At 41.2% G+C, this 18,531-nt stretch carries 22 protein-coding genes; 13 read left to right on the top strand and 9 right to left on the bottom strand.

From position 1 onward, the window contains the following. Position 1: 1 nt before the first annotated feature. The 4 genes from QWZ08_RS13640 to QWZ08_RS13625 all read right to left on the bottom strand — a co-directional run bounded on the left by QWZ08_RS13640 (position 2) and on the right by QWZ08_RS13625 (position 4,036). Entirely contained in the window at positions 2-691 is a 690-nt protein-coding gene (locus QWZ08_RS13640; protein WP_290337996.1) for a response regulator transcription factor, read from the bottom strand. 610 nt (positions 692-1,301) lie between these two features. Beyond that, positions 1,302-2,168 carry a universal stress protein gene (locus QWZ08_RS13635; protein ID WP_290337995.1) on the bottom strand — a complete coding sequence of 289 codons (867 nt, stop codon included), beginning with the start codon at positions 2,166-2,168 and terminating at the stop codon, positions 1,302-1,304. A gap of 341 nt (positions 2,169-2,509) precedes the next feature. Further along, entirely contained in the window at positions 2,510-3,529 is a 1,020-nt protein-coding gene (locus QWZ08_RS13630) for a phosphohexomutase domain-containing protein (protein WP_290338395.1), read from the bottom strand. Positions 3,530-3,580: 51 nt separating this feature from the next. Beyond that, complete coding sequence (locus QWZ08_RS13625) at positions 3,581-4,036, bottom strand: phosphohexomutase domain-containing protein (protein ID WP_290338394.1); 456 nt, start codon at positions 4,034-4,036, stop codon at positions 3,581-3,583. 358 nt (positions 4,037-4,394) lie between these two features. Here QWZ08_RS13625 and QWZ08_RS13620 point away from each other — a divergent pair, with 358 nt between their 5' ends. From QWZ08_RS13620 to QWZ08_RS13560, 13 genes are all read left to right on the top strand, one after another. Next, on the top strand, positions 4,395-5,477 hold the full coding sequence (locus QWZ08_RS13620) for a T9SS type A sorting domain-containing protein (protein WP_290337994.1): 1,083 nt from the start codon (positions 4,395-4,397) through the stop codon (positions 5,475-5,477). A 173-nt stretch (positions 5,478-5,650) separates the two neighbouring features. Then, positions 5,651-6,226 (top strand): RNA polymerase sigma factor, encoded by a 576-nt coding sequence (locus QWZ08_RS13615; protein WP_290337993.1) that lies wholly within the window; start codon positions 5,651-5,653, stop codon positions 6,224-6,226. Between the two features lie 56 nt (positions 6,227-6,282). Beyond that, positions 6,283-6,885, top strand: a complete 603-nt coding sequence (locus tag QWZ08_RS13610; RefSeq protein WP_290337992.1) for a YceI family protein — start codon at positions 6,283-6,285, stop codon at positions 6,883-6,885. Continuing rightward, the gene (locus tag QWZ08_RS13605) at positions 6,885-7,328 is read left to right on the top strand and encodes a thioredoxin family protein (RefSeq protein WP_290337990.1); all 444 of its coding nucleotides are present in this window, start codon (positions 6,885-6,887) and stop codon (positions 7,326-7,328) included. Before QWZ08_RS13610 ends, QWZ08_RS13605 begins: the two co-directional genes overlap by 1 nt. 27 nt (positions 7,329-7,355) lie before the next feature. Then, a complete protein-coding gene (locus QWZ08_RS13600) occupies positions 7,356-7,685 on the top strand; it encodes a DUF6799 domain-containing protein (protein ID WP_290337989.1) in 330 nt (109 codons plus the stop codon). Positions 7,686-7,936: 251 nt separating this feature from the next. Further along, on the top strand, positions 7,937-8,269 hold the full coding sequence (locus QWZ08_RS13595; RefSeq protein WP_290337986.1) for an arsenosugar biosynthesis-associated peroxidase-like protein: 333 nt from the start codon (positions 7,937-7,939) through the stop codon (positions 8,267-8,269). A gap of 105 nt (positions 8,270-8,374) precedes the next feature. Then, positions 8,375-9,424: an arsenosugar biosynthesis radical SAM (seleno)protein ArsS gene (gene arsS, locus QWZ08_RS13590; RefSeq protein WP_290337985.1), complete on the top strand. Its 1,050-nt coding sequence runs from the start codon at positions 8,375-8,377 to the stop codon at positions 9,422-9,424. 40 nt (positions 9,425-9,464) lie between these two features. After that, a complete protein-coding gene (locus tag QWZ08_RS13585) occupies positions 9,465-10,280 on the top strand; it encodes a purine-nucleoside phosphorylase (protein ID WP_290337984.1) in 816 nt (271 codons plus the stop codon). After that, a complete protein-coding gene (locus tag QWZ08_RS13580) occupies positions 10,277-10,894 on the top strand; it encodes a TIGR04282 family arsenosugar biosynthesis glycosyltransferase (protein ID WP_290337983.1) in 618 nt (205 codons plus the stop codon). Before QWZ08_RS13585 ends, QWZ08_RS13580 begins: the two co-directional genes overlap by 4 nt. Further along, positions 10,891-11,589 (top strand): TIGR04283 family arsenosugar biosynthesis glycosyltransferase, encoded by a 699-nt coding sequence (locus tag QWZ08_RS13575; RefSeq protein WP_290337982.1) that lies wholly within the window; start codon positions 10,891-10,893, stop codon positions 11,587-11,589. The genes QWZ08_RS13580 and QWZ08_RS13575 overlap by 4 nt, the downstream gene beginning before the upstream one ends. 15 nt (positions 11,590-11,604) lie before the next feature. Then, positions 11,605-13,041, top strand: a complete 1,437-nt coding sequence (locus tag QWZ08_RS13570; RefSeq protein ID WP_290337981.1) for a dihydrolipoyl dehydrogenase family protein — start codon at positions 11,605-11,607, stop codon at positions 13,039-13,041. Next, positions 13,041-13,358 (top strand): hypothetical protein, encoded by a 318-nt coding sequence (locus QWZ08_RS13565; protein ID WP_290337980.1) that lies wholly within the window; start codon positions 13,041-13,043, stop codon positions 13,356-13,358. Before QWZ08_RS13570 ends, QWZ08_RS13565 begins: the two co-directional genes overlap by 1 nt. Before the next feature lie 9 nt (positions 13,359-13,367). Then, positions 13,368-14,183 (top strand): sterol desaturase family protein, encoded by an 816-nt coding sequence (locus tag QWZ08_RS13560; protein WP_290337979.1) that lies wholly within the window; start codon positions 13,368-13,370, stop codon positions 14,181-14,183. 1,064 nt (positions 14,184-15,247) lie between these two features. Here the strand turns inward: QWZ08_RS13560 and QWZ08_RS13555 are convergent. From QWZ08_RS13555 to QWZ08_RS13535, 5 genes are all read right to left on the bottom strand, one after another. Then, a complete protein-coding gene (locus QWZ08_RS13555; protein ID WP_290337978.1) occupies positions 15,248-15,967 on the bottom strand; it encodes a hypothetical protein in 720 nt (239 codons plus the stop codon). An 83-nt stretch (positions 15,968-16,050) separates the two neighbouring features. Next, entirely contained in the window at positions 16,051-17,118 is a 1,068-nt protein-coding gene (locus QWZ08_RS13550) for a relaxase/mobilization nuclease domain-containing protein (protein ID WP_290337977.1), read from the bottom strand. Continuing rightward, positions 17,115-17,498, bottom strand: coding sequence for a plasmid mobilization protein (locus QWZ08_RS13545; RefSeq protein ID WP_290337976.1), 384 nt, complete (start codon positions 17,496-17,498; stop codon positions 17,115-17,117). The genes QWZ08_RS13550 and QWZ08_RS13545 overlap by 4 nt, the downstream gene beginning before the upstream one ends. Positions 17,499-17,748: 250 nt before the next feature. Beyond that, positions 17,749-18,117: a hypothetical protein gene (locus QWZ08_RS13540; RefSeq protein WP_290337975.1), complete on the bottom strand. Its 369-nt coding sequence runs from the start codon at positions 18,115-18,117 to the stop codon at positions 17,749-17,751. 128 nt (positions 18,118-18,245) lie between these two features. Beyond that, a partial coding sequence (locus QWZ08_RS13535) for a helix-turn-helix domain-containing protein (protein ID WP_290337974.1) occupies positions 18,246-18,531 on the bottom strand: 286 nt, incomplete at its 5' end.

Below are 18,531 nucleotides of genomic sequence, written 5' to 3'. Positions count from 1 at the left end.
GTTATTTGTCTTTCATTATATACCCTGTACCTACTTGTGTCTGAATTAATTTTTGCTCAAATTCCCTGTCGATTTTCTTACGCAGAAAATTCACATACACGTCAATCACATTTGTCTTTGTATCAAAGTCCAGGTCCCATACCCTTTCGGCGATATCTGCCCTTGTTACTACGCGATTCCTGTTACGCATAAAATATTCTAGCAATTGAAATTCTTTTGCGGTAAGAGTGATTGCTTTGCCATCCCTTGTTACTTCCATACTGTCTACATTTAATTCCAAACCGGCTACCCTTAAAATATTACCTGTCGGCAACTGCTGGTTCATGGTGCGTTTTAATAATGCCCTGATACGGGCCAGCAGTTCCTTGAATTCGAACGGCTTTACAAGGTAATCGTCCGCACCTGCATCAAAACCTTCAATCTTGTCATTGGTAGCGCCTAATGCAGTCAGCATGATTACCGGTACATGCTGGTTACGGCTCCGGATAATTTTACATAAATCGTAGCCATTTATGCCGGGTAGATTGATATCCGTTATTACAAGGTTAAAATTGCCAGCATCAAAAAGGCGTAAGCCAATCTTGCCGTCATAAGCAGTTGCCACATGATAATTCAATTCCCTAAGACCTTTGGAAAGGGTGTCCGCAATTTTTTTTTCGTCTTCAACCAAAAGTATTTTTATTTCTTCCATGATATATTTGAGTTAATTCATACAGCAAGTACATTTTTAATTTTCAGCCAATTATACTTTAAATAAATCATTTGCTTTGTAAACAAAAGTCCGCATTGACTTAAGTTCCGGAAATTAACCAATGTTAACTTGTGCAATGAGGCAAATGTAGATTAACGCAGCACATATTATTATCTCTGTGTTTTACTCAACTTTTGTTACAGCCATTACTGTCATAGAATGCATGTAATAATTTATAACCGGCAACCATGTTAATCCTATTTAAAAAACTAAAAATATTAATTTCATTTTAATACTATTTTAATCTTACAGCCTGACATTTGTTTAGTAAGAATAAAGAATTATTAATGATTGCTTGCTATTTTGCAATGGGCTTTTTTAATAGGCCTGTCTTTTTTATTTTTTTTAGTTTAGGGTTTTACGGGGTTTTAAAATGTAATGGGCAGCCTTTGGGTTGCTCTTTACATTTATAACCAGGTTATTTTTACCAGCAATACATTTCAATATTATCTGACAAAAATTTGCCGATCGGATCTAGCTTGCTGGCATTTTCCAAGGGCCTACCTGCTTATTCTATATTCGTACCATATTATTTGCCCGCCAAAAGCTTTTATCTTTTTGTTTTGCCATCTATGTGCATGCCGCTCTGAAAACATAATACCGGAACTGTGGCAGAACTCACTATTTGCTGAACATAATTACCGGCATCAATAGACGAACAGTTGCAATCCGGTAAGGTATTTATTACAATCAAGTCAGTGGGTGTTGATTTGCTTAATTCCAGCACTTTTACTGCAAAATCAGGGCAAGTACATACGGAGTGGAAACACAAAATATCTTCACTTTTTAAAAATGCAGCAATTTCCTGCAGTTGATATTTAGCAGAGAAGAAAGTTTGATCATTATCCTGGTCTACCTGTACCATATGAACTGAACTGAACGGCTTATTCAATAACGGTTTAATTATTTCATACTTTTCGTTGATGCCAGGCCGCACAGGAAATAGTATTTTCTTAAATTCCGATGGTTCAAAATTTGCAGGAACGGTTATTACAGGTTTAGTAGCCTCCCTAAGTATACAACTGGCAGTCGAGCCCATGAAAGATTCGTGTTCTCCGGATGTACCGTGCCGGCCAACCACTATTAAATCTATTGGCATTTCAGTGGCCGCTTTGCAAATTTCGTAGCAAGGTATGCCTGGCGGCATATGGATTTGTACGCGGATATCATGGGTGCGTAACACGGTTTCGTAAATATTATAGAGCTGTGTCCGGGCTTCATAATCAGTTTCCACCTCTACTTCAGCGGAAACAATATCCGTTTTTTCGCCGTCAACCATATTCGTCTCTTCAACTACATGCAGTAAATGTAACACTGCTTTATATTGTTTGCACAATTCAATAGCAGTGTCAACCGCATTATTTCCGATTGCCGAAAAATCAGTGGCGGCCAAAATATTTTTAAACAAACTATCCATTCATTTTTAATGTCAAAGATCTATATACCATATCTTTCTAAGATTAAAAACAAATTAAAAATTGATTAAAAATATCTTTCAATACCGGAGCAGGCACCAACGGTTCCGCAGTAAGACTGCATTACTAAACCAATCCATGATAACAGCCCCCAAATCAAATTAAAAATGTATTGCTGGTATACTATGCACTAAAGAAGTATTTAATATCGTTGAACCGGATGACCCGTCGCGTCTGGCACAATTTAAACGTCTGCCGCATTTAGCATGTTTGCAAAATATAAGTGTACAGCAAGATCAACAATAATGTCAGGAAAAATGGTTGTAACATTGATTTAGAAATTTTACGCTTGCAAAGCATGATGTACGATTTCCTGACCTTCGTCAATTATCTTTTTCAACTGATCTTCACTCACAAAACTTTCTGCGTAAATTTTATAAATATCTTCTGTACCTGAAGGCCGGACAGCCATCCATCCATTTGCAGTTATTACTTTTACGCCGCCAAGCGAAGCACTGTTGCCGGGGGCCTTAGTAAGAATATCAGTTATTTTTTCCCTGGCAAGTTCATCGTGTTTGATTTGCGACGCCGAAAGATTTTTCAATTTTTCTTTCTGCTCAGGTGTGGCTTTTGCTTCAATGCGATCGTAAAATGGTTCGCCGTACTTTTTAGTAAGATCGCTGTATATTTTGCCTGGGTCACGGCCTGTTTTAGCAGTGACCTCGGCAGACAGTAATGCAGGTATAAATCCATCTTTATCCGTTGTCCAAACAGTTCCATCCATTCTTGAAAAAGAAGCGCCCGCACTTTCTTCTCCGCCAAAACATAGGGAACCGTTCAACAAGCCGTCCACGAACCATTTGAAGCCGACAGGAACATCAACTATTTTTCTGTTCAGTTTAGCCGCTATGCGATCAATCAGCTGCGTTGTGACAACTGTTTTACCAATGGCAGTAGTTGTTGCCCATTGCGGGCGGTTTTGCAGCAGGTAGAAAACGGCAACCGATAAATAATGATTGGGGGTTAGCAAGCCAGCGCCCTTTGTTACAATGCCGTGCCGGTCGTGATCTGTGTCGCAGGCAAAGGAAATATCAAAATTGTCTTTCATTGGTATCAACCGCTGCATGGCCCAGGCAGAAGAAAGATCCATCCTGATCTGTCCATCCCAGTCAACCGTCATAAAACTAAAAGTAGGGTCAACAATTTTATTCACTACCGTTAAATCAAGCTGATATTTTTCGGCGATGGGTTCCCAATAATGTACACCTGCGCCACCCAGTGGATCCACCCCTATCTTTATTTTTGATTGGCGTATGATGTCCATGTCAATAATACTACCAAGGTCAGCGACGTAGTTATTCAGGTAATCATACCGGTGTGTAGAACCCGCTTTTACCGCTTTATCAAAAGAAGTTCATTTTACATTTTTAAGATTGGTCTCAAGTAATTCATTGGATTTTCTTTCGATCCAGTTGGTAATATCACTTGCAGCAGGGCCGCCGTTGGGTGGATTGTATTTAAAGCCCCCATCACCAGGCGGATTGTGCGAAGGAGTAATAACAATACCATCTGCGAGGACGGTTTTTCGATTTCTATTGTATTGAAGAATGGCATGTGAAATCGCCGGTGTCGGGGTATATTCATCACCTGCAGCAATCATTACCTCCACATTATTTGCAGCCAGTACTTCCATTGTGCTGGCATAAGCAGGCGCTGATAAGGCATGTGTATCAAAACCAAGAAACAACGGACCATCTATCTTTTTTTCCATGCGATAAAAACAAATGGCCTGTGTAATGGCAAGAATATGATTTTCATTAAAGGAGTTATTGAATGATGATCCACGGTGGCCGGATGTACCAAAGGATATTACCCGGATCCCATTGCATGATTTGTTTTTCGAAATAACTTTCCATGCACTAAAAGCAGTTTATAATTCCTCTGAAGCCACGGCAACATCACTTCATCTTTTCTTTCTCCCCCTGAATAATCTTTTGCAATTCCTTTTCACCCGGCAGGCTCATTGTCGCGTATTTCACCAATGTCTCATTTTTACCGGAGCATAAAATAATACCGATTGGATTGTTGTCGCCTTTGGTAAATTCATTTTCCTTAAAGTAGTTCAGTTACACATTCATTTGCCAGGAAAACACCGGGGTTAAAAAAATAATAAAATGTATTGGGTGATTTCTTCAACATCTTGGTACTAATATTTAAAATGTAAAAAAATGAAGAAAGCATTACTATTAACCAGCCTTTATGTGTTCACCATTTTTGTTCACACAAAAGCACAGGATACCTGCCCGGCAATTACCGGTTTAACGGTGTCGGACATTTCCAGCACCAGCGCTACGTTCGACTGGAATGCCCGGCCTGTTGACGCATACAATATCGAATACAGAAACACGGCTGCCACCACCTGGGTTTGGTTTGGTGGCGGCACTGCACCACACCAGGATATGAGTGTGTTCTCTCCTAGAATAACTTATGAAATCAGGGTAAGAGGATCGTACTACTTTGGCGATTGCGCTCCTTCTGCATTCGTTACTTTTACAACAACCGGAACACCACCCTCCCCTGCCGCCTACTGCGCCGTCAAAGGCACAAGCAACACTTACGGTTGGATTAAATCGGTGCAATTGGGGACCATAAAAAATGTAAGTGAAAACAATAAAGGCTATGCCAATTTCACCAGCCTGAGTACAAATGTTGATGGTAATACCCCGATACCAATAACGGTTCAGGCAGGGGCTTCTAAAACGCCAAAATCGCAATTGTGGTCCATTTTTGTTGATGTAAACAATGATGGCGATTTTGCCGATGCGGGAGAAACTGTTGCCTTTTTTGCTTCGGTGGCCGGCGAAGCGATCACGAAAAATATCATCATCCCCGCAACGCTTGCCGGAAAACGGCGTATGCGCATCAAGATGCGGTATGTGTATGATGGCAACGATGCGGCCTGTGGTTCGTTTCCTTATGGCGAGGTGGAAGATTACTCCATTAATGTAACTCCCTCAACGGCAACCGCCCGCACAATGGTATCTGCTGCCGCCGTAGTGCCTGCGCAAAGGGCTGCCGTTAGTCAATTTACAATGTATCCAAATCCGGCAAAAGACCTGCTGACCATATCATACGCTGCCGGGGAAGCCGGTTTAATACGAATAACGGATATTTCAGGAAGAGTACTGCTGGAACAAGCTGCCATTAATGGAAATCCAAGACTCAATATTGCGCAACTTAAAAAAGGTATGTATTTCTTAACGGTCCAATCCAAAGCCGGCAGTAAAACAAGGCAATTCGTAAAAGAATAATTAGAAAGTTTTGCCTCAGCAACACATACTATTTCAGTTCAACAAAAGTACAATCCAGATTGGGTTGTACTTTTGCAATTAATACCGGGGAGCATTCTGACCTGCAAACTAAAACCAGTTCGTCAGTTGGTTTATTCCACTAAACTTATAACAGTAAATAATTTAGCAGCCAGATGCAAACCAATACTGAAATCATCATTGATTTAAAAGGCGAAAACAACCAGGCCTTTGGAACGCTTTACAAAAACTATTTCGGTGTTGTAAACCGCTTTATAACCAACAACAGCGGCACCAACCACGATGCAGAAGACATCTTCCAGGATGCCATGATTGTGCTGGTGGCCAAACTGCGGCAGGATGATTTTGTGCTGGAAGCATCTGTAAAAACCTACATCATGGCGATTGCCAAAAATTTATGGTTTAAAAAACTCAGAACTGCCAACAGGGAAACCGAATTTACAGCAATACACAATGAAAAATTCTATGCAGAAATAAGCCTGGCCATTGAACAAGAGAAAACCTACATGGACAAGCTTCAATATTATATCCACCAGATTTCAGATCACTGCAGGCGGTTAATCCACGACATGTTTTTTAAGAATCAGCCGATTAAACAAATTCAGCAAGACTATGGCTATACTTCCATTCACAATGCGCAAAATCAAAAGCACAAATGCGTTGAACAGATCCGTAAAATAAAAGAAAAGGAAAGCAAAAAAAAGTGTAAAAATATTTTGATTGTTGGGTGATTTTTTCAGATAAATGGTACTTAAATACAGTATTCACCATTTAAATACCATACAAAATGTACTCAACAATTAAGAAAATCAGCTTCGTCCTTTTATTCAGTGCAATCAGTTCGCTGGCCGTAACCGCACAAAACGCCACCTTGTGGAAGATAGACAAGGCGCATACTTCTGTTAATTTTTCCATCAAGCACTTCTTCTCCGCAGTCACCGGTAAATTCACTGGCTTTGAAGGCAACGTTAACTTTGACCCGGCCAACTTAACGGCCAGCAGCGTAAACTTTTCCATTCCCGTAAAAAGCGTAAACACCGATGACAGCAAGCGGGATAATCATTTACAATCGACAGACTTCTTTGATGCAGCAGATTATCCGAACATGACTTTTACTTCCTCCGGATTTGAAAAAAAATCTGATAAAGATTATGTGGTGTACGGCAAGTTAACAATACGCAACGTATCAAAAGACATCGCCCTGCCATTTAAAATTACCGGCGAAATGGAACACCCGATGATGAAAGGTACCATCATCCTGGGTCTTGCGTCAAGCTTTACAATAAACCGGAACGACTATAGCGTGGGCAGCGGAAACTGGGCCAGCACCATGGTGGTGGGTGATAATGTAGACATCAATATCAACATGGAATTAAACCGCATGAAATAATGAAAACAACGCTCATCTCAACCGTTGCAGTGATTGCCCTGCTGGCAGTATACGCCTTTAATAATCCCAGGCCAGATTTTACAACCGACAAACCGGAAGGTATTCAATTTCTAAGAGGCAGTTGGGACGAAGCACTGCAACTGGCTAAAAAAGAAAACAAGCTTATTTTCCTTGACATCTACGCCACCTGGTGCGGCCCATGCAAAAGATTAAAAGAGTACACTTTTTCAAACAAAGAAGTGGCTAATTTTTACAATGCCAACTTTATCAACATCACATTGGATGGAGAACAAGATGAAGGTGCCGCACTCGCCAGCCGGTATGGTTTAACCGGATACCCTTCTTTGCTGTTCATTTATGCCAAGGGCAATTTAATCCAACTCACAAGCGGCTATATGGATCCCGCTCAGTTGCTGCAAACAGGCAAATCAGTTTCCAAATAAATATTACTCACAATTAAATTTAAAAAAATGAAACAGTTTCTCTTAGCCATCGCGATGTTGGGAATCACTTACGGTGCAGCGGCACAAACATCCATGAAAATGAAAGATGGCGTAATGATGAAGAACAACAAAGCTATGTTGTGCAATGGAAAAAAATGCACACCACTAACGGCAACCTTTACCTGCTCTGACGGTTGCAAAGTTTCACCAGACGGGACTGTTACCAAACCGGATGGCACCAGCATGAAACTAATGAACGGATATGAAATTGACAAGGATGGCAAAACCATGATGATTGCCCACGGGCAGGCAGGCCACGTTTGTACAAAGGATTGCCCGATGGCAAAGAAAATGTAATGTGTAAGGGGTTAGTGATTGGGGCTAACCCCTTATTTTTTGCAGCAATAAAATTAGCCGCTTTGCGCCTGCAATACAACCGAAGCTTATATTGCAACAGCAACACTTGCCTTAGCGATTGTTTGCAGGTTGGATGTTTTTGACTGCGAGGGTAACAATATTGAGGCGATATTTGTTGGTACTGTTGTTGGCCTGATTATTAGAGTTACAATTGCCTGCGGATAAATTAAATTACCATAAAAAGAACAAGCATGGAAACATACTACAATCCGGATGATTTAAAAAAGTTTGGAAACATTGCTGACTTTCAAAAAAAACTCGGCGAAAAATTCTTCGACTATTATGGCGAAGTTTTTAAAGACAGTGAATTAACCGCCCGTGAAAAGTCATTGATCGCTTTGGCCGTGGCCCACGCTGTGCAATGCCCTTACTGCATTGATGCCTACAGCAGCGATGCTTTTGAGAAAGGCTGGAGCGAAGGACAAATGATGGAAGCTGTGCATGTAGCGGCGGCTATCCGTGGCGGTGCTTCGCTGGTACATGGCGTACAGATGATGAATAAAGTAAAAGAAATTGCGATGTAGAGCCCCCTCTGACTCCCCCAAGGGGGAGGAAATGGAGAAGATTATGTTGTATGATCTGACTGCATATTTTATATTAAATGGTTTTTCCTGAAGAGAAAGTTGATTATGAAATCATTATTAGCAGAACATAGTAAGCTCGCCATTGCAGGTGAGCAAATAGCCATTCTGGAGCATGGACAGTCAGGCCATTTCAATCTCATTCCGTTTCAGCAAAAGCTGGAAGCAGCGGGCTTGTACCCTTTACAACCTACCTCGCTTGAAGTGTTCCAGGTAAATGTGGGTAAGATGTGTAACCAGGTTTGCAGGCATTGCCATGTGGATGCTGGCCCCGACCGCAAGGAAATAATGAGTAAAGAAACAATGCAGTTATGCCTGGATGCATTAAAAAATAATCCGTCTTTAACAACGGTAGACATTACGGGCGGTGCCCCGGAAATGAATCCGCATTTCAGGTGGTTTGTTGAAGCAATCAAAAAACTGGAAAGGCATATCATAGTACGTTGCAATCTCACCATTATTTTGGCCAATAAAAAATACAATGACCTGCCGGAGTTTTATAAAGAACACCAGGTGGAAGTTGTATCTTCTCTCCCATTTTATACACAAGACAGAACAGACAGGCAACGTGGTAATGGTGTATTTGATGATAGTATTAAAGCGTTGCAAATGCTGAATGCAATTGGTTATGGGCTGGAAGAAACGGGACTTATTTTAAATTTAGTGTACAACCCCGCTGGTGCATTTTTACCACCATCACAATTGGCATTGGAAAAAGAATACAAGACAGCATTAAGCAAACAGTATGGTATCGCGTTTAATAATTTGTTTGCCATTACCAATCTCCCCATCAGTCGCTTTTTGGATTACCTGTTGCAAAGCGGCAATTATGAAAAGTACATGGAGAAACTGCTCATAGCTTATAACCCTTTTGCGGCTGCCAATGTAATGTGCAGGAACACTATTTCAGTTGGCTGGGATGGTTATTTGTACGACTGTGATTTTAACCAGATGCTGGATTTGAAAATGGCAGGCAGTCACAATCACATTGCACATTTTAACACCGAAAAATTATACAACAGGAATATCATTGTTGGTCAGCATTGTTATGGATGCACAGCAGGCGCAGGCAGCAGTTGCGGCGGTGCAGTGGCATAAAAAGATCATCTTAAAAAATAACAGCATAAATACAAAGACTATGATGGATCAATTGAACGAAGCAAAAGACTATTTAAAATTAAAAGGAATCAGCAATGCGGATGTTGGCATTGTGTTAGGAACAGGGTTACACCATCTAGTAAGTCTTATTGAAGTCATTCAAACAATCCCTTATTCAGACATACCCAATTTTCCCGTATCGACTGTTGAATTTCATAAAGGCAATTTTATTTACGGGCGTATCGGCGATAAAAAAGTGCTGGTGATGCAGGGCCGCTTTCATGCGTATGAAGGATATTCCATGCAGCAGGTTGTTTTTCCTATAAGAGTAATGAAACTTTTGGGTATCCAATTTTTATTGCTGTCCAACGCAGCCGGTGGTATTAATCTTAGCTTTAGAAAAGGAGATTTGGTTTTGATTAATGACCATATCAACTTACAAAATGGCAACCCTCTGACCGGAAAAAATGCGGGCGAATTGGGCAGCCGCTTCCCGGATATGAGCGACCCCTATAGCCCGGTTTTATCAAAGGCATTAATGGAAAAAGCAGCCGCATTAAAGATCCCTCTACACAAAGGCGTGTATGCCGCGGTCAACGGACCAAACCTGGAAACAAAAGCAGAATACCGTTACCTGAAGATAATTGGTGCAGACCTGGTGGGGATGTCAACCGTACCGGAAGTGATTGCCGCCAACCACATGCAACTGTCTTGTGCTGCCATTTCAGTTGTCACAGATGAGTGCGACCCCGATCATTTAAAGCCGGTAAATATCGCGGAAATCATTGCGGTAGCAGGTAAAGCAGATGAAAAACTATCCCTGCTTATTTTTGAAACAATCAAAGCGATGCAATGAAACAGGCCCTTTTAATTTTTGCAAAAAATTTGATTCATGGCAAGGTAAAAACCAGGCTGGCAAACACTATTGGCAACGATGCCGCCATGAATGTGTACAAGCATCTGCTGCAACATACAGCATCTGTCACAGATCAGCTGCCTGTTCATAAAATCCTATTTTATTCAGACAGTATTGAAACCAATGATGCCTGGAGTGACAAAAAATATGTTAAACAAATACAGTCAGGCAATGATTTGGGAGAACGGATGCGGCATGCATTTGAAAATGCATTTGCGAAGGGAAATAAAGAAGTTGTAATTATTGGCACAGACTGTTTAGAAATTTCTACTGATATAATAACGAAAGCGTTCACCCATTTAAAAAACTCCAATGTGGTGATAGGCCCAGCAAAAGATGGTGGTTATTATCTCGCAGGGATGAAGCAATTGCACGCTCCCTTTTTCATAAACATCAACTGGAGTACCAGTGAAGTGTTGCAACAAACACTGGACATTTGTAAGCATGAAAACCTGTCTGTTCATTTGCTGCCCGTGTTATCAGATATAGATACGGAGCAGGATTTAAGCGAAGCGCAGAAACAACTCTTTCAAACAAATCAGCGGGAAAGATGATGACGGTAATTATTCCAACCTTCAATGAAGCTGCGCATATTCAATCAACCATTCAGCAACTGAGGGAACATGATGTTGACAATTTGATTACGGAAATTATAATAGCGGATGGTGGAAGCACAGATGATACGGTGGCCATTGCCAAAGCCGCCAATGCAACAGTCGTGGTGAGCCCTGCGAAAGGTCGTTCGGCTCAAATGAATTATGGTGCCTCTTTTGCAACGGAAGATATTTTATACTTTTTGCACGCCGATACCATCCCACCCAAAAACTTCAGCACCGATATTGCAATGTCGGCTGACAAGGGCTGTGGTGCAGGTTGCTTCATGTTGTCATTTGATTATGATCATTGGTTTTTAAAAGCCAATTGCTGGTTTACCAGGTTTGATGTAGATGCCATCCGTTTTGGTGACCAGAGTTTATTTGTAAGAAAATCAGTTTTTGAAAAGACCGGTGGCTTTTGTGAAAAGCACATCGTATTGGAAGACCAGCACCTGATAAAACGCTTAAAAAAAATCACCCGTTTTACGATCATTAAAAAGCCGGTAGTGACATCTGCAAGAAAATACCTGGAGAACGGCATTTATAAAACGCAGAGAATATTTTTTATTATTTATGGCATGTACCGCCTTGGCTATTCGCAGCAAAAACTGGTGGCTGCCTATAAAAAAATGATCACTCAAAATAAGATTTAACAAAGCTGTTATTAAATGAGGCAAAAGCAATACGACATCATTGTTATCGGTTCAGGCTCGGCAGGGCTAAGCGTTGGCTTATTTATGAACACGGCCGGTTTTAAAGTATTAATGCTGGCAAAAACAGATGCAGCCATCGGCGGAGATTGTTTGAATGATGGTTGTGTTCCGAGTAAGGCCTTAATTCATGTTGCAAAGATTGTCAACAGCGCCAAAACAGCCGCTGCATTTGGCTTGCGGGTTAGCGGACAAGTAGATTTAAAAAGAGCGATTGAGTATGTTTATTCCAAACAGGCATTGATCCGCAAACATGAAAATGCGCAATGGCTAAGAGAACAGGGTATTGATGTTATGTTGGGCAATGCCAACTTTGCAGGCAGACACGAAGTGGCTGTAAACGGAGAGAAATTTAACGGGAAAAAGATTGTCATCGCCACAGGGTCCAGTCCCAAAAAATTACACGTGCCCGGCGCTGAAAAAATAACTTATTACGACAACAAAAGTATTTTCCATCTGCAGGATTTACCTGAACGACTTTTGGTTGTTGGTGGTGGCCCGATAGGCATTGAAATGGCACAGGCTTTACACCGGCTTGGCAGCAAGGTAACCGTTGTTCATAAAGGAGCTATGATTTTAGAACACGATAAACCATCGGTAGCGGCAATCCTGCTGCAACAATTGCAGGCAGAAGGAATTGAATTTATTTTCAATGCTTCTGTTGAGCAATTCTCTTCAGCCAGTGAAGGCATCATAAAAATGGCAGATGGCAACACACAAGCCGTGCAATTCGATGCAGTCTTTGTCGCCATAGGCAGAGAACTTATATTGGAACCATTGCAGTTACAAACTGCAGGTATAACCGTTAAGGATGATAAAATAATAATTGATCCATACCTGCGTACTACAAATAAAGACGTATTTGTTTGCGGTGATATTGCCGGCGACCTTCAGTTTTCACATGCCGCGGAGTTTCATGCAAGGATATTGATTAACAACTTTTTTTCCCCTTTTAAAAAGAAGTTAGATAACCGTTATATGTCCTGGGTAACCTTTACGGATCCTGAATTGGCAACGTTTGGATTAGATGAAAAACAGTTAAGTGAAAGAGGCATTCCATATGAAAAATTAGAACAGGATTTTAGTATGGACGACCGGGCGGTGGTTGATAATTACCAGTATGGCAAACAGATTTTATTTATCAGCAAAAGTGCCTGGTTTAAAAAGCAGGTATTGTTAGGAGGCACGATGATTTCACCCAATGCAGGCGAACTGGTGCAGGAACTTATTTTGACTAACGCAAGCAAAACGTCCATCAATGCTATTTTCAATAAGGTGTATCCCTACCCTGTGGCAGCAAGAGTAAATCAGTTATTGATTGTAAAACATAAAGAAAAAACCCTGACGGCTGCGGTGAAAAAACTATTGCAACAAGCCTATAAAATATTCAGCTGATGGCATTGTGGAATTTATTTAAAGAATGGTTTTTAAGCCTGGGTACAAAGTACCATGTAAACCCTTACATTTTTGGCGGCATTTATATTGGAGCCATTCCTTTATTTTTTATATCGCTTGGCCATACTATCAAACGAATGAAAAATAAACAACCCTATGCATTGCCGTTATTGCTTACCGGATGTTGCTTTATTTCGGCGTATGTATACCTCATCATCGTGGGTAAAAACATTCCTGTGTGGGTTTATTTTTTTATCGGATTGCTGATTGTTTACGGGACATATTCAACGATATTAAAAACCAGGAAAAAGATATAACGCAACAACATGATACATGCCATATTTGATAAAATCGGCGCACCTGCTTTGACTGTTATTTTCGTATTGTTGTTTTTGTTGGAAACAAAATTTCGGCTGCGTAAAAGAATACAAAACCGTTGGAGAAGAATAATTGTAAATCTGTTGGCCTCCATTCCCTCTTTTGGCTTGTTGCGGTTTATATTTTTACCAGCCATGGTTTGGTTGGCTTATAAAAACGAAACCATTCATGTTGGATTAAACTACCTCTATGCCCTGCCTTCCTTCATAGAAGCTGCTATCGCTTTTGTACTGCTGGACTATGGAAACTATTTATGGCATGTACTCAATCACAAAATACCCCTGCTATGGCGTTTTCACCTGGTTCATCATACCGATCCGGACCTTGACATCACCACCGCTTTTCGCTTTCATTTTGGTGAAATGATTGGCTCAGTTTTTTTCCGGGGAGCCGTTGTATTTTTAACCGGAGCCACACCATTGACAGTACTGATTTATGAAATAGTTTTTGAAGCTGCCACACAGTTTCATCACAGTAACTGGAAACTTCTTATTCAACTTGAAAAAGCGTTGAACAAAATCTTCGTCACGCCGCGTATGCATGGCATTCATCATTCTGTTGTTCAACAGGAAACTGATAGCAATTATTCTGTTATTTTTTCCTGCTGGGATCGACTGCATAAAACGATGCGCCTGAATGTAAAGCAAGACGACATTACCATCGGCGTGGCGCCCTATAATAATCCTGCAGAATTGACAATGGGTTATTTATTGAAGTTGCCTTTTACCAAAATCCGGAAGGGAAAACCGACTGCACGACCATAGCATGTTTGATTTAGTTTTCAAACAACTGAAAATTTGTCTGACAAATCACCAAAAAACCGCTGCTTGTGAAAGCGATGGCCACGCTGTTTTATCCTTTAATTATTTGATCACCCCAAAAGTTCCTTGTAAGTCCACCATTACCTTTCAAAAAGAAATCGTAAGTTTTACCCCTGTCTGTGCCCTGTCCCCATCCAATCATAGAGGAAATTATTTTTGTTTTTTCATGACCAATTGAAACAAACTGAATTATTCCTTGAAGCTCATCATCTTCTTCTTGTAACTTTTTTAGAAAAGTTGTTATTTAACTCCACTTTCAAAATCAAAAGCTCATTCTCCAGATAATTTATCAATCCAAGTTTGATGGAGCTGTTTTCTGCAAGTGTTTTTTCTTGTCGAAGTCTGTGACTATAGAACCGCCGCTTTTTAATTCAAAATATGCAATGGGCGCTATCCATTTGGAAAGCATTGAATCTGTTGCAAAATACTTCCAGGTCTCTTTTACATCTGACGGAACAATGATAGAAAGTTGAGGCACCCGCTCCACTGATTGATTGCTCTAAGAGGTATTTTCAACCTGAGCAATTGAAGTCAAGCTAAAAGCAATAACAAAAGTTGACAATAAGACCATCTGTTTCATAGTAAGCAAATTAAATGAATTTTTTATCCAGATCTAGCGCTTTACTGAGGCTCGCAAGGACATGTCATTTAATATCCCCTACCATCCTGTTCAACAGGTAAAAAAACTTCACCATTTACTGGCCTCACATTTCCTCATCACAATAAGCCCGCTTCATTGATGTAACCTTCCCTGTATTTAGCCGTGCCCTGCCTATCTTTGCCACCACAGGTACCATGCTGTTCGGCAGACTTATTTTTCGCCGAAGCCGCTATAGTAGAGCAACTAGCTCAATGCAATGCACAGTTTAAAATATCGCATAATGATAGTTTAAATTAAAGATGATTAAACAAACTCTCCATTTCTATTATCCGGAAATTGCCCAGCAATCGGGTTTAACTGAATTTTTAAAAAAAAGTCTTCGGAGGTTGTTTTAGTATAACGATTTTTACCTGTCATTCTCTTTCCTCAACTTTTCTTTCGATTTTAATTCCTCCAATTCCCCTTTCACTTCATTGGTTGCTGCTGATTGCTCCCGCAATTTCTTATTCAATTCAAATGCTTTTCGTTCTTCCGCCTCCCAGCTTTCTACACTATCCCGCATAGGGTAGCTTGATACTTGCAGGCTGTCCAGCCTGTACAGGAATTGTAAATTAGTGAAAGTACTTTTTTGTTTCAGGTAGCGGTATTTAATGTCATTGGCTTTGTATTGATCCAGTTTGCCAGAGGTGCTGTACCAGCCTCCGCTGGCCAGTAAAAGCAAAACAAACAATCCTGCAGTAACCCAAAGAATATTGGCTGCGTGATGCTGATGAACTACTTTTTGAGGTGGTGGTTGCTGGCGCAGTTCATTGTTCGTTTGTATCGCGGCCACAAGATGATCCAGCCTTGCTTCCGGCAACAGCTGCCGTTTTAAATTGTCCTTCAGCTTTTCAAATTGTTGCTCTATTATGTCAACCGTCAGGCTGTTGCTTTCTTCACCGTGGTCTTCCCGCAAGGTTTCAACCTGTTTGGTAAGCGCAACTATATGCTGTGAGTTTTGCTCCACAGCTTCTATCAGACCAGATACTGCCTTCAGGTTGTTTTGCAATTGTTCTGTAAAATGATTGATCACGATGGTCAGTTCCCCATTTTTTTCTGTTGCTGTGTTGTTGATGCCTGTTTCCATAATTGCTGTTTTTTGTTGTCATTGATTAATTTACTTTTTGATTGTTTTACCAGTTGATTTGATTCATTGGTGAATGCTGCCGGTCACATGTGCAGGTGTCTTTGTTTCTTTTTCAACCGCTCACTTTCTTTTAATAATTCAGGGTTGATACTTTCCTGCACAGGTTCAGGTTTAGTTAAATCATAAAGCAGGTGGTTCAGTGTTTTTTGCAGCTGACCAATGCTGCGATTGATTTCCTTTTCGGCAGCATTTTCCCAATCTTTTATATTGGCTGATGAATGGGTTGACTGCTCGATTTTTTGCCTGGTTGCAGAAAGATCCATCGCTTGCCTTTGCTGCTTTGGCTGCAGAGCCGCTGCAATTTTTTGCAGTTGCTTTTCCTGGAGCTGCTGTTTTAGCGCAAGGATCTTTTCAATGGTTGCCAGCGAAAAACCCACTTCGCTGCCTTTTATCTTTACCTTTTTATCATCCAGAAAACAAATGCCCCTGCCTCTTATAATTTTATAGCCCAGTTGCTGCATTTGTTTCTGAAGGGCTTCATAATCGCTTACCTTTTGCAGGGTTTCCTGCAGGTCATGGCGAAGTTGTTCTTTGCGGATATCATGTCGCGGGATCTGCCGCTGTTCCTGCGACAAAAACCGCCGGGCACTCAGTACTTCTCTGAGGTGATACTCCTTCTCCAGTCTTCGGCAGAGCTGATCCATCTCAAAATAATTATTGCTCGTGCTGACAGCTTTTCCATCGTAGCCCACACGGTTAGCCACCAGGTGGATATGTTGTTCCCGGGTATCTTTGTGCAGGATGGTCAGGTACTGGTGATCGCCCACACCAAAAGTGTCTGCCAGTGTTTTACCCATTGCTACCAGTTGTTCCCTATCCAGTTTTTCTCCCGGCGCCAGCCGCAGGGATAAATGCAGTACGGGTTGCTGCACTCTTTTGCTCAGCCTGGCTACTTCATGAAACTGGTCCGCCAGTTCCTGTTTATTGCCAAAGCAATAATTATAGGCCAGCACTTCTGCCCGGTTCTTGTGCTGCAGGTCTTCCGTGAGTTCATTTTCTATTTTTTCATCAGCCGTCAGTTTCTGTTTGTCCTCCAGGCAATAACTGATGCAGTGGTAAAAAGAACTGCCGGTGGTTACGGTGCCAATCATCGCAGATAATTTTTTATGAGTTGTACCATTAATTTTAATTCTCCTGACAATACCTGCAGTTCAAAACGCTCGGCTGCGCTTAATTCATCGGTTACACTGTTGCGTTTTTTTGCCAGCTGGTTCAGGTTGGCCGCCATGTGGTGCACTGCTCCCAGCTGTTTTAATACTTCACCCGGCAGCTGCTTTTCTGTGATTATAATAGTTCCGTTACGGGAAATTTCCAGCAGGTATTCCGAGGCAGAGAGGTTGGCTTTTTTTGCTTTGGCTTTGATGATTGCCTTATCAAAGGCCGAACACTTTAAAGAGATTACCTGGCTTTTCCGCAGGGCTTTCAGGGGCCGGCCACCTTTATTTTTGTTGTATGCTTTTACACTTTCCATTTTCTTCTCCCCCTTATTTGTGAATCCGCCAAAGCGGATGAACAACGGCCCGGCACTGCGCCTGAGTGCTGCCGGGGTTTTGGTATTACCAAAACATAGCTGGCTATGTTCTAAACCGAAGCTGTTGCCTTTATCCGGTATTCCGAATGGGCCGTCCTTGCTTGTTCAAGTCACTTTTTCTAAAGAATGCTACTGCTGTTTGCAATCGCTGCTAACATTGGTGACATTGTTTTTAAACCGCAGTAAAATTTTAGGTTTCCCGGTTAAATATTTTTGGATTGGTCGTTCCAAACTTCCGGATATTGTCTTTCAGATCCAGCCATAACCGGATGGAATAGTCAGCGATCTCCATCAATTCTTCTGCACTTAAGCGGTAAGGATTGGCTATCGAAAGGGAAGACTTTTTTGCTTCGGCTTCCGGTGTATTGTTTCCTCCGGCCGGTGATTTAAAAGGCAGGTTGCCTGCCTTTTCTTCAAAGCTTTGTTCCAGGCAGGAAAAAATATTGGGGGCATAGCCTTCTCCGATTTCAAGGCTTCTACCGATGGCGATGCTGTTGCCAAATAATTTAATTTGTTTGCCATTGCTCAGGCAAAGTGTTCTTCTTTTAAAGTCTGCCATGATGTTTGTTTTTAAAAATGATTCAATCTTATTTTTAGAAAACCTCAGAGGTCTATAATCAATTGTTTCTTTCTTCTTTTTTATTCCTTTTAAATCTTAAAATGATGCTGGTGAAAAAGAAAAGAAAATTAATCTGCAGGCAGGTGTAAGAGATCCTGAATATCCTGCCAGAGAAAATAAACCCGGGAGCGAATCTTAAAAGGTTTTAGTTTACCATGTTTGATCCAGTCGTATACCGTGGGTTTTGTAACATGAAACATCGTGCACACTTCCGCCATTTTATACAGCGGTTTGTAGGTCAGGCCGGGCGTTTCGTAAACCGGCATCACAGGCTTTTGCTTTTCATTGTTGGAAAATTCCTCGCGGATAATCTGCCGGATCAACTGCCAGAACTGTTCCGGGGCATAGGGGAAC

The organism is Ferruginibacter paludis, assembly GCF_030409685.1.
Taxonomy (GTDB): Bacteria; Bacteroidota; Bacteroidia; order Chitinophagales; family Chitinophagaceae; genus Ferruginibacter; species Ferruginibacter paludis.
This window is presented reverse-complemented; position numbering and strand designations above follow the sequence as displayed.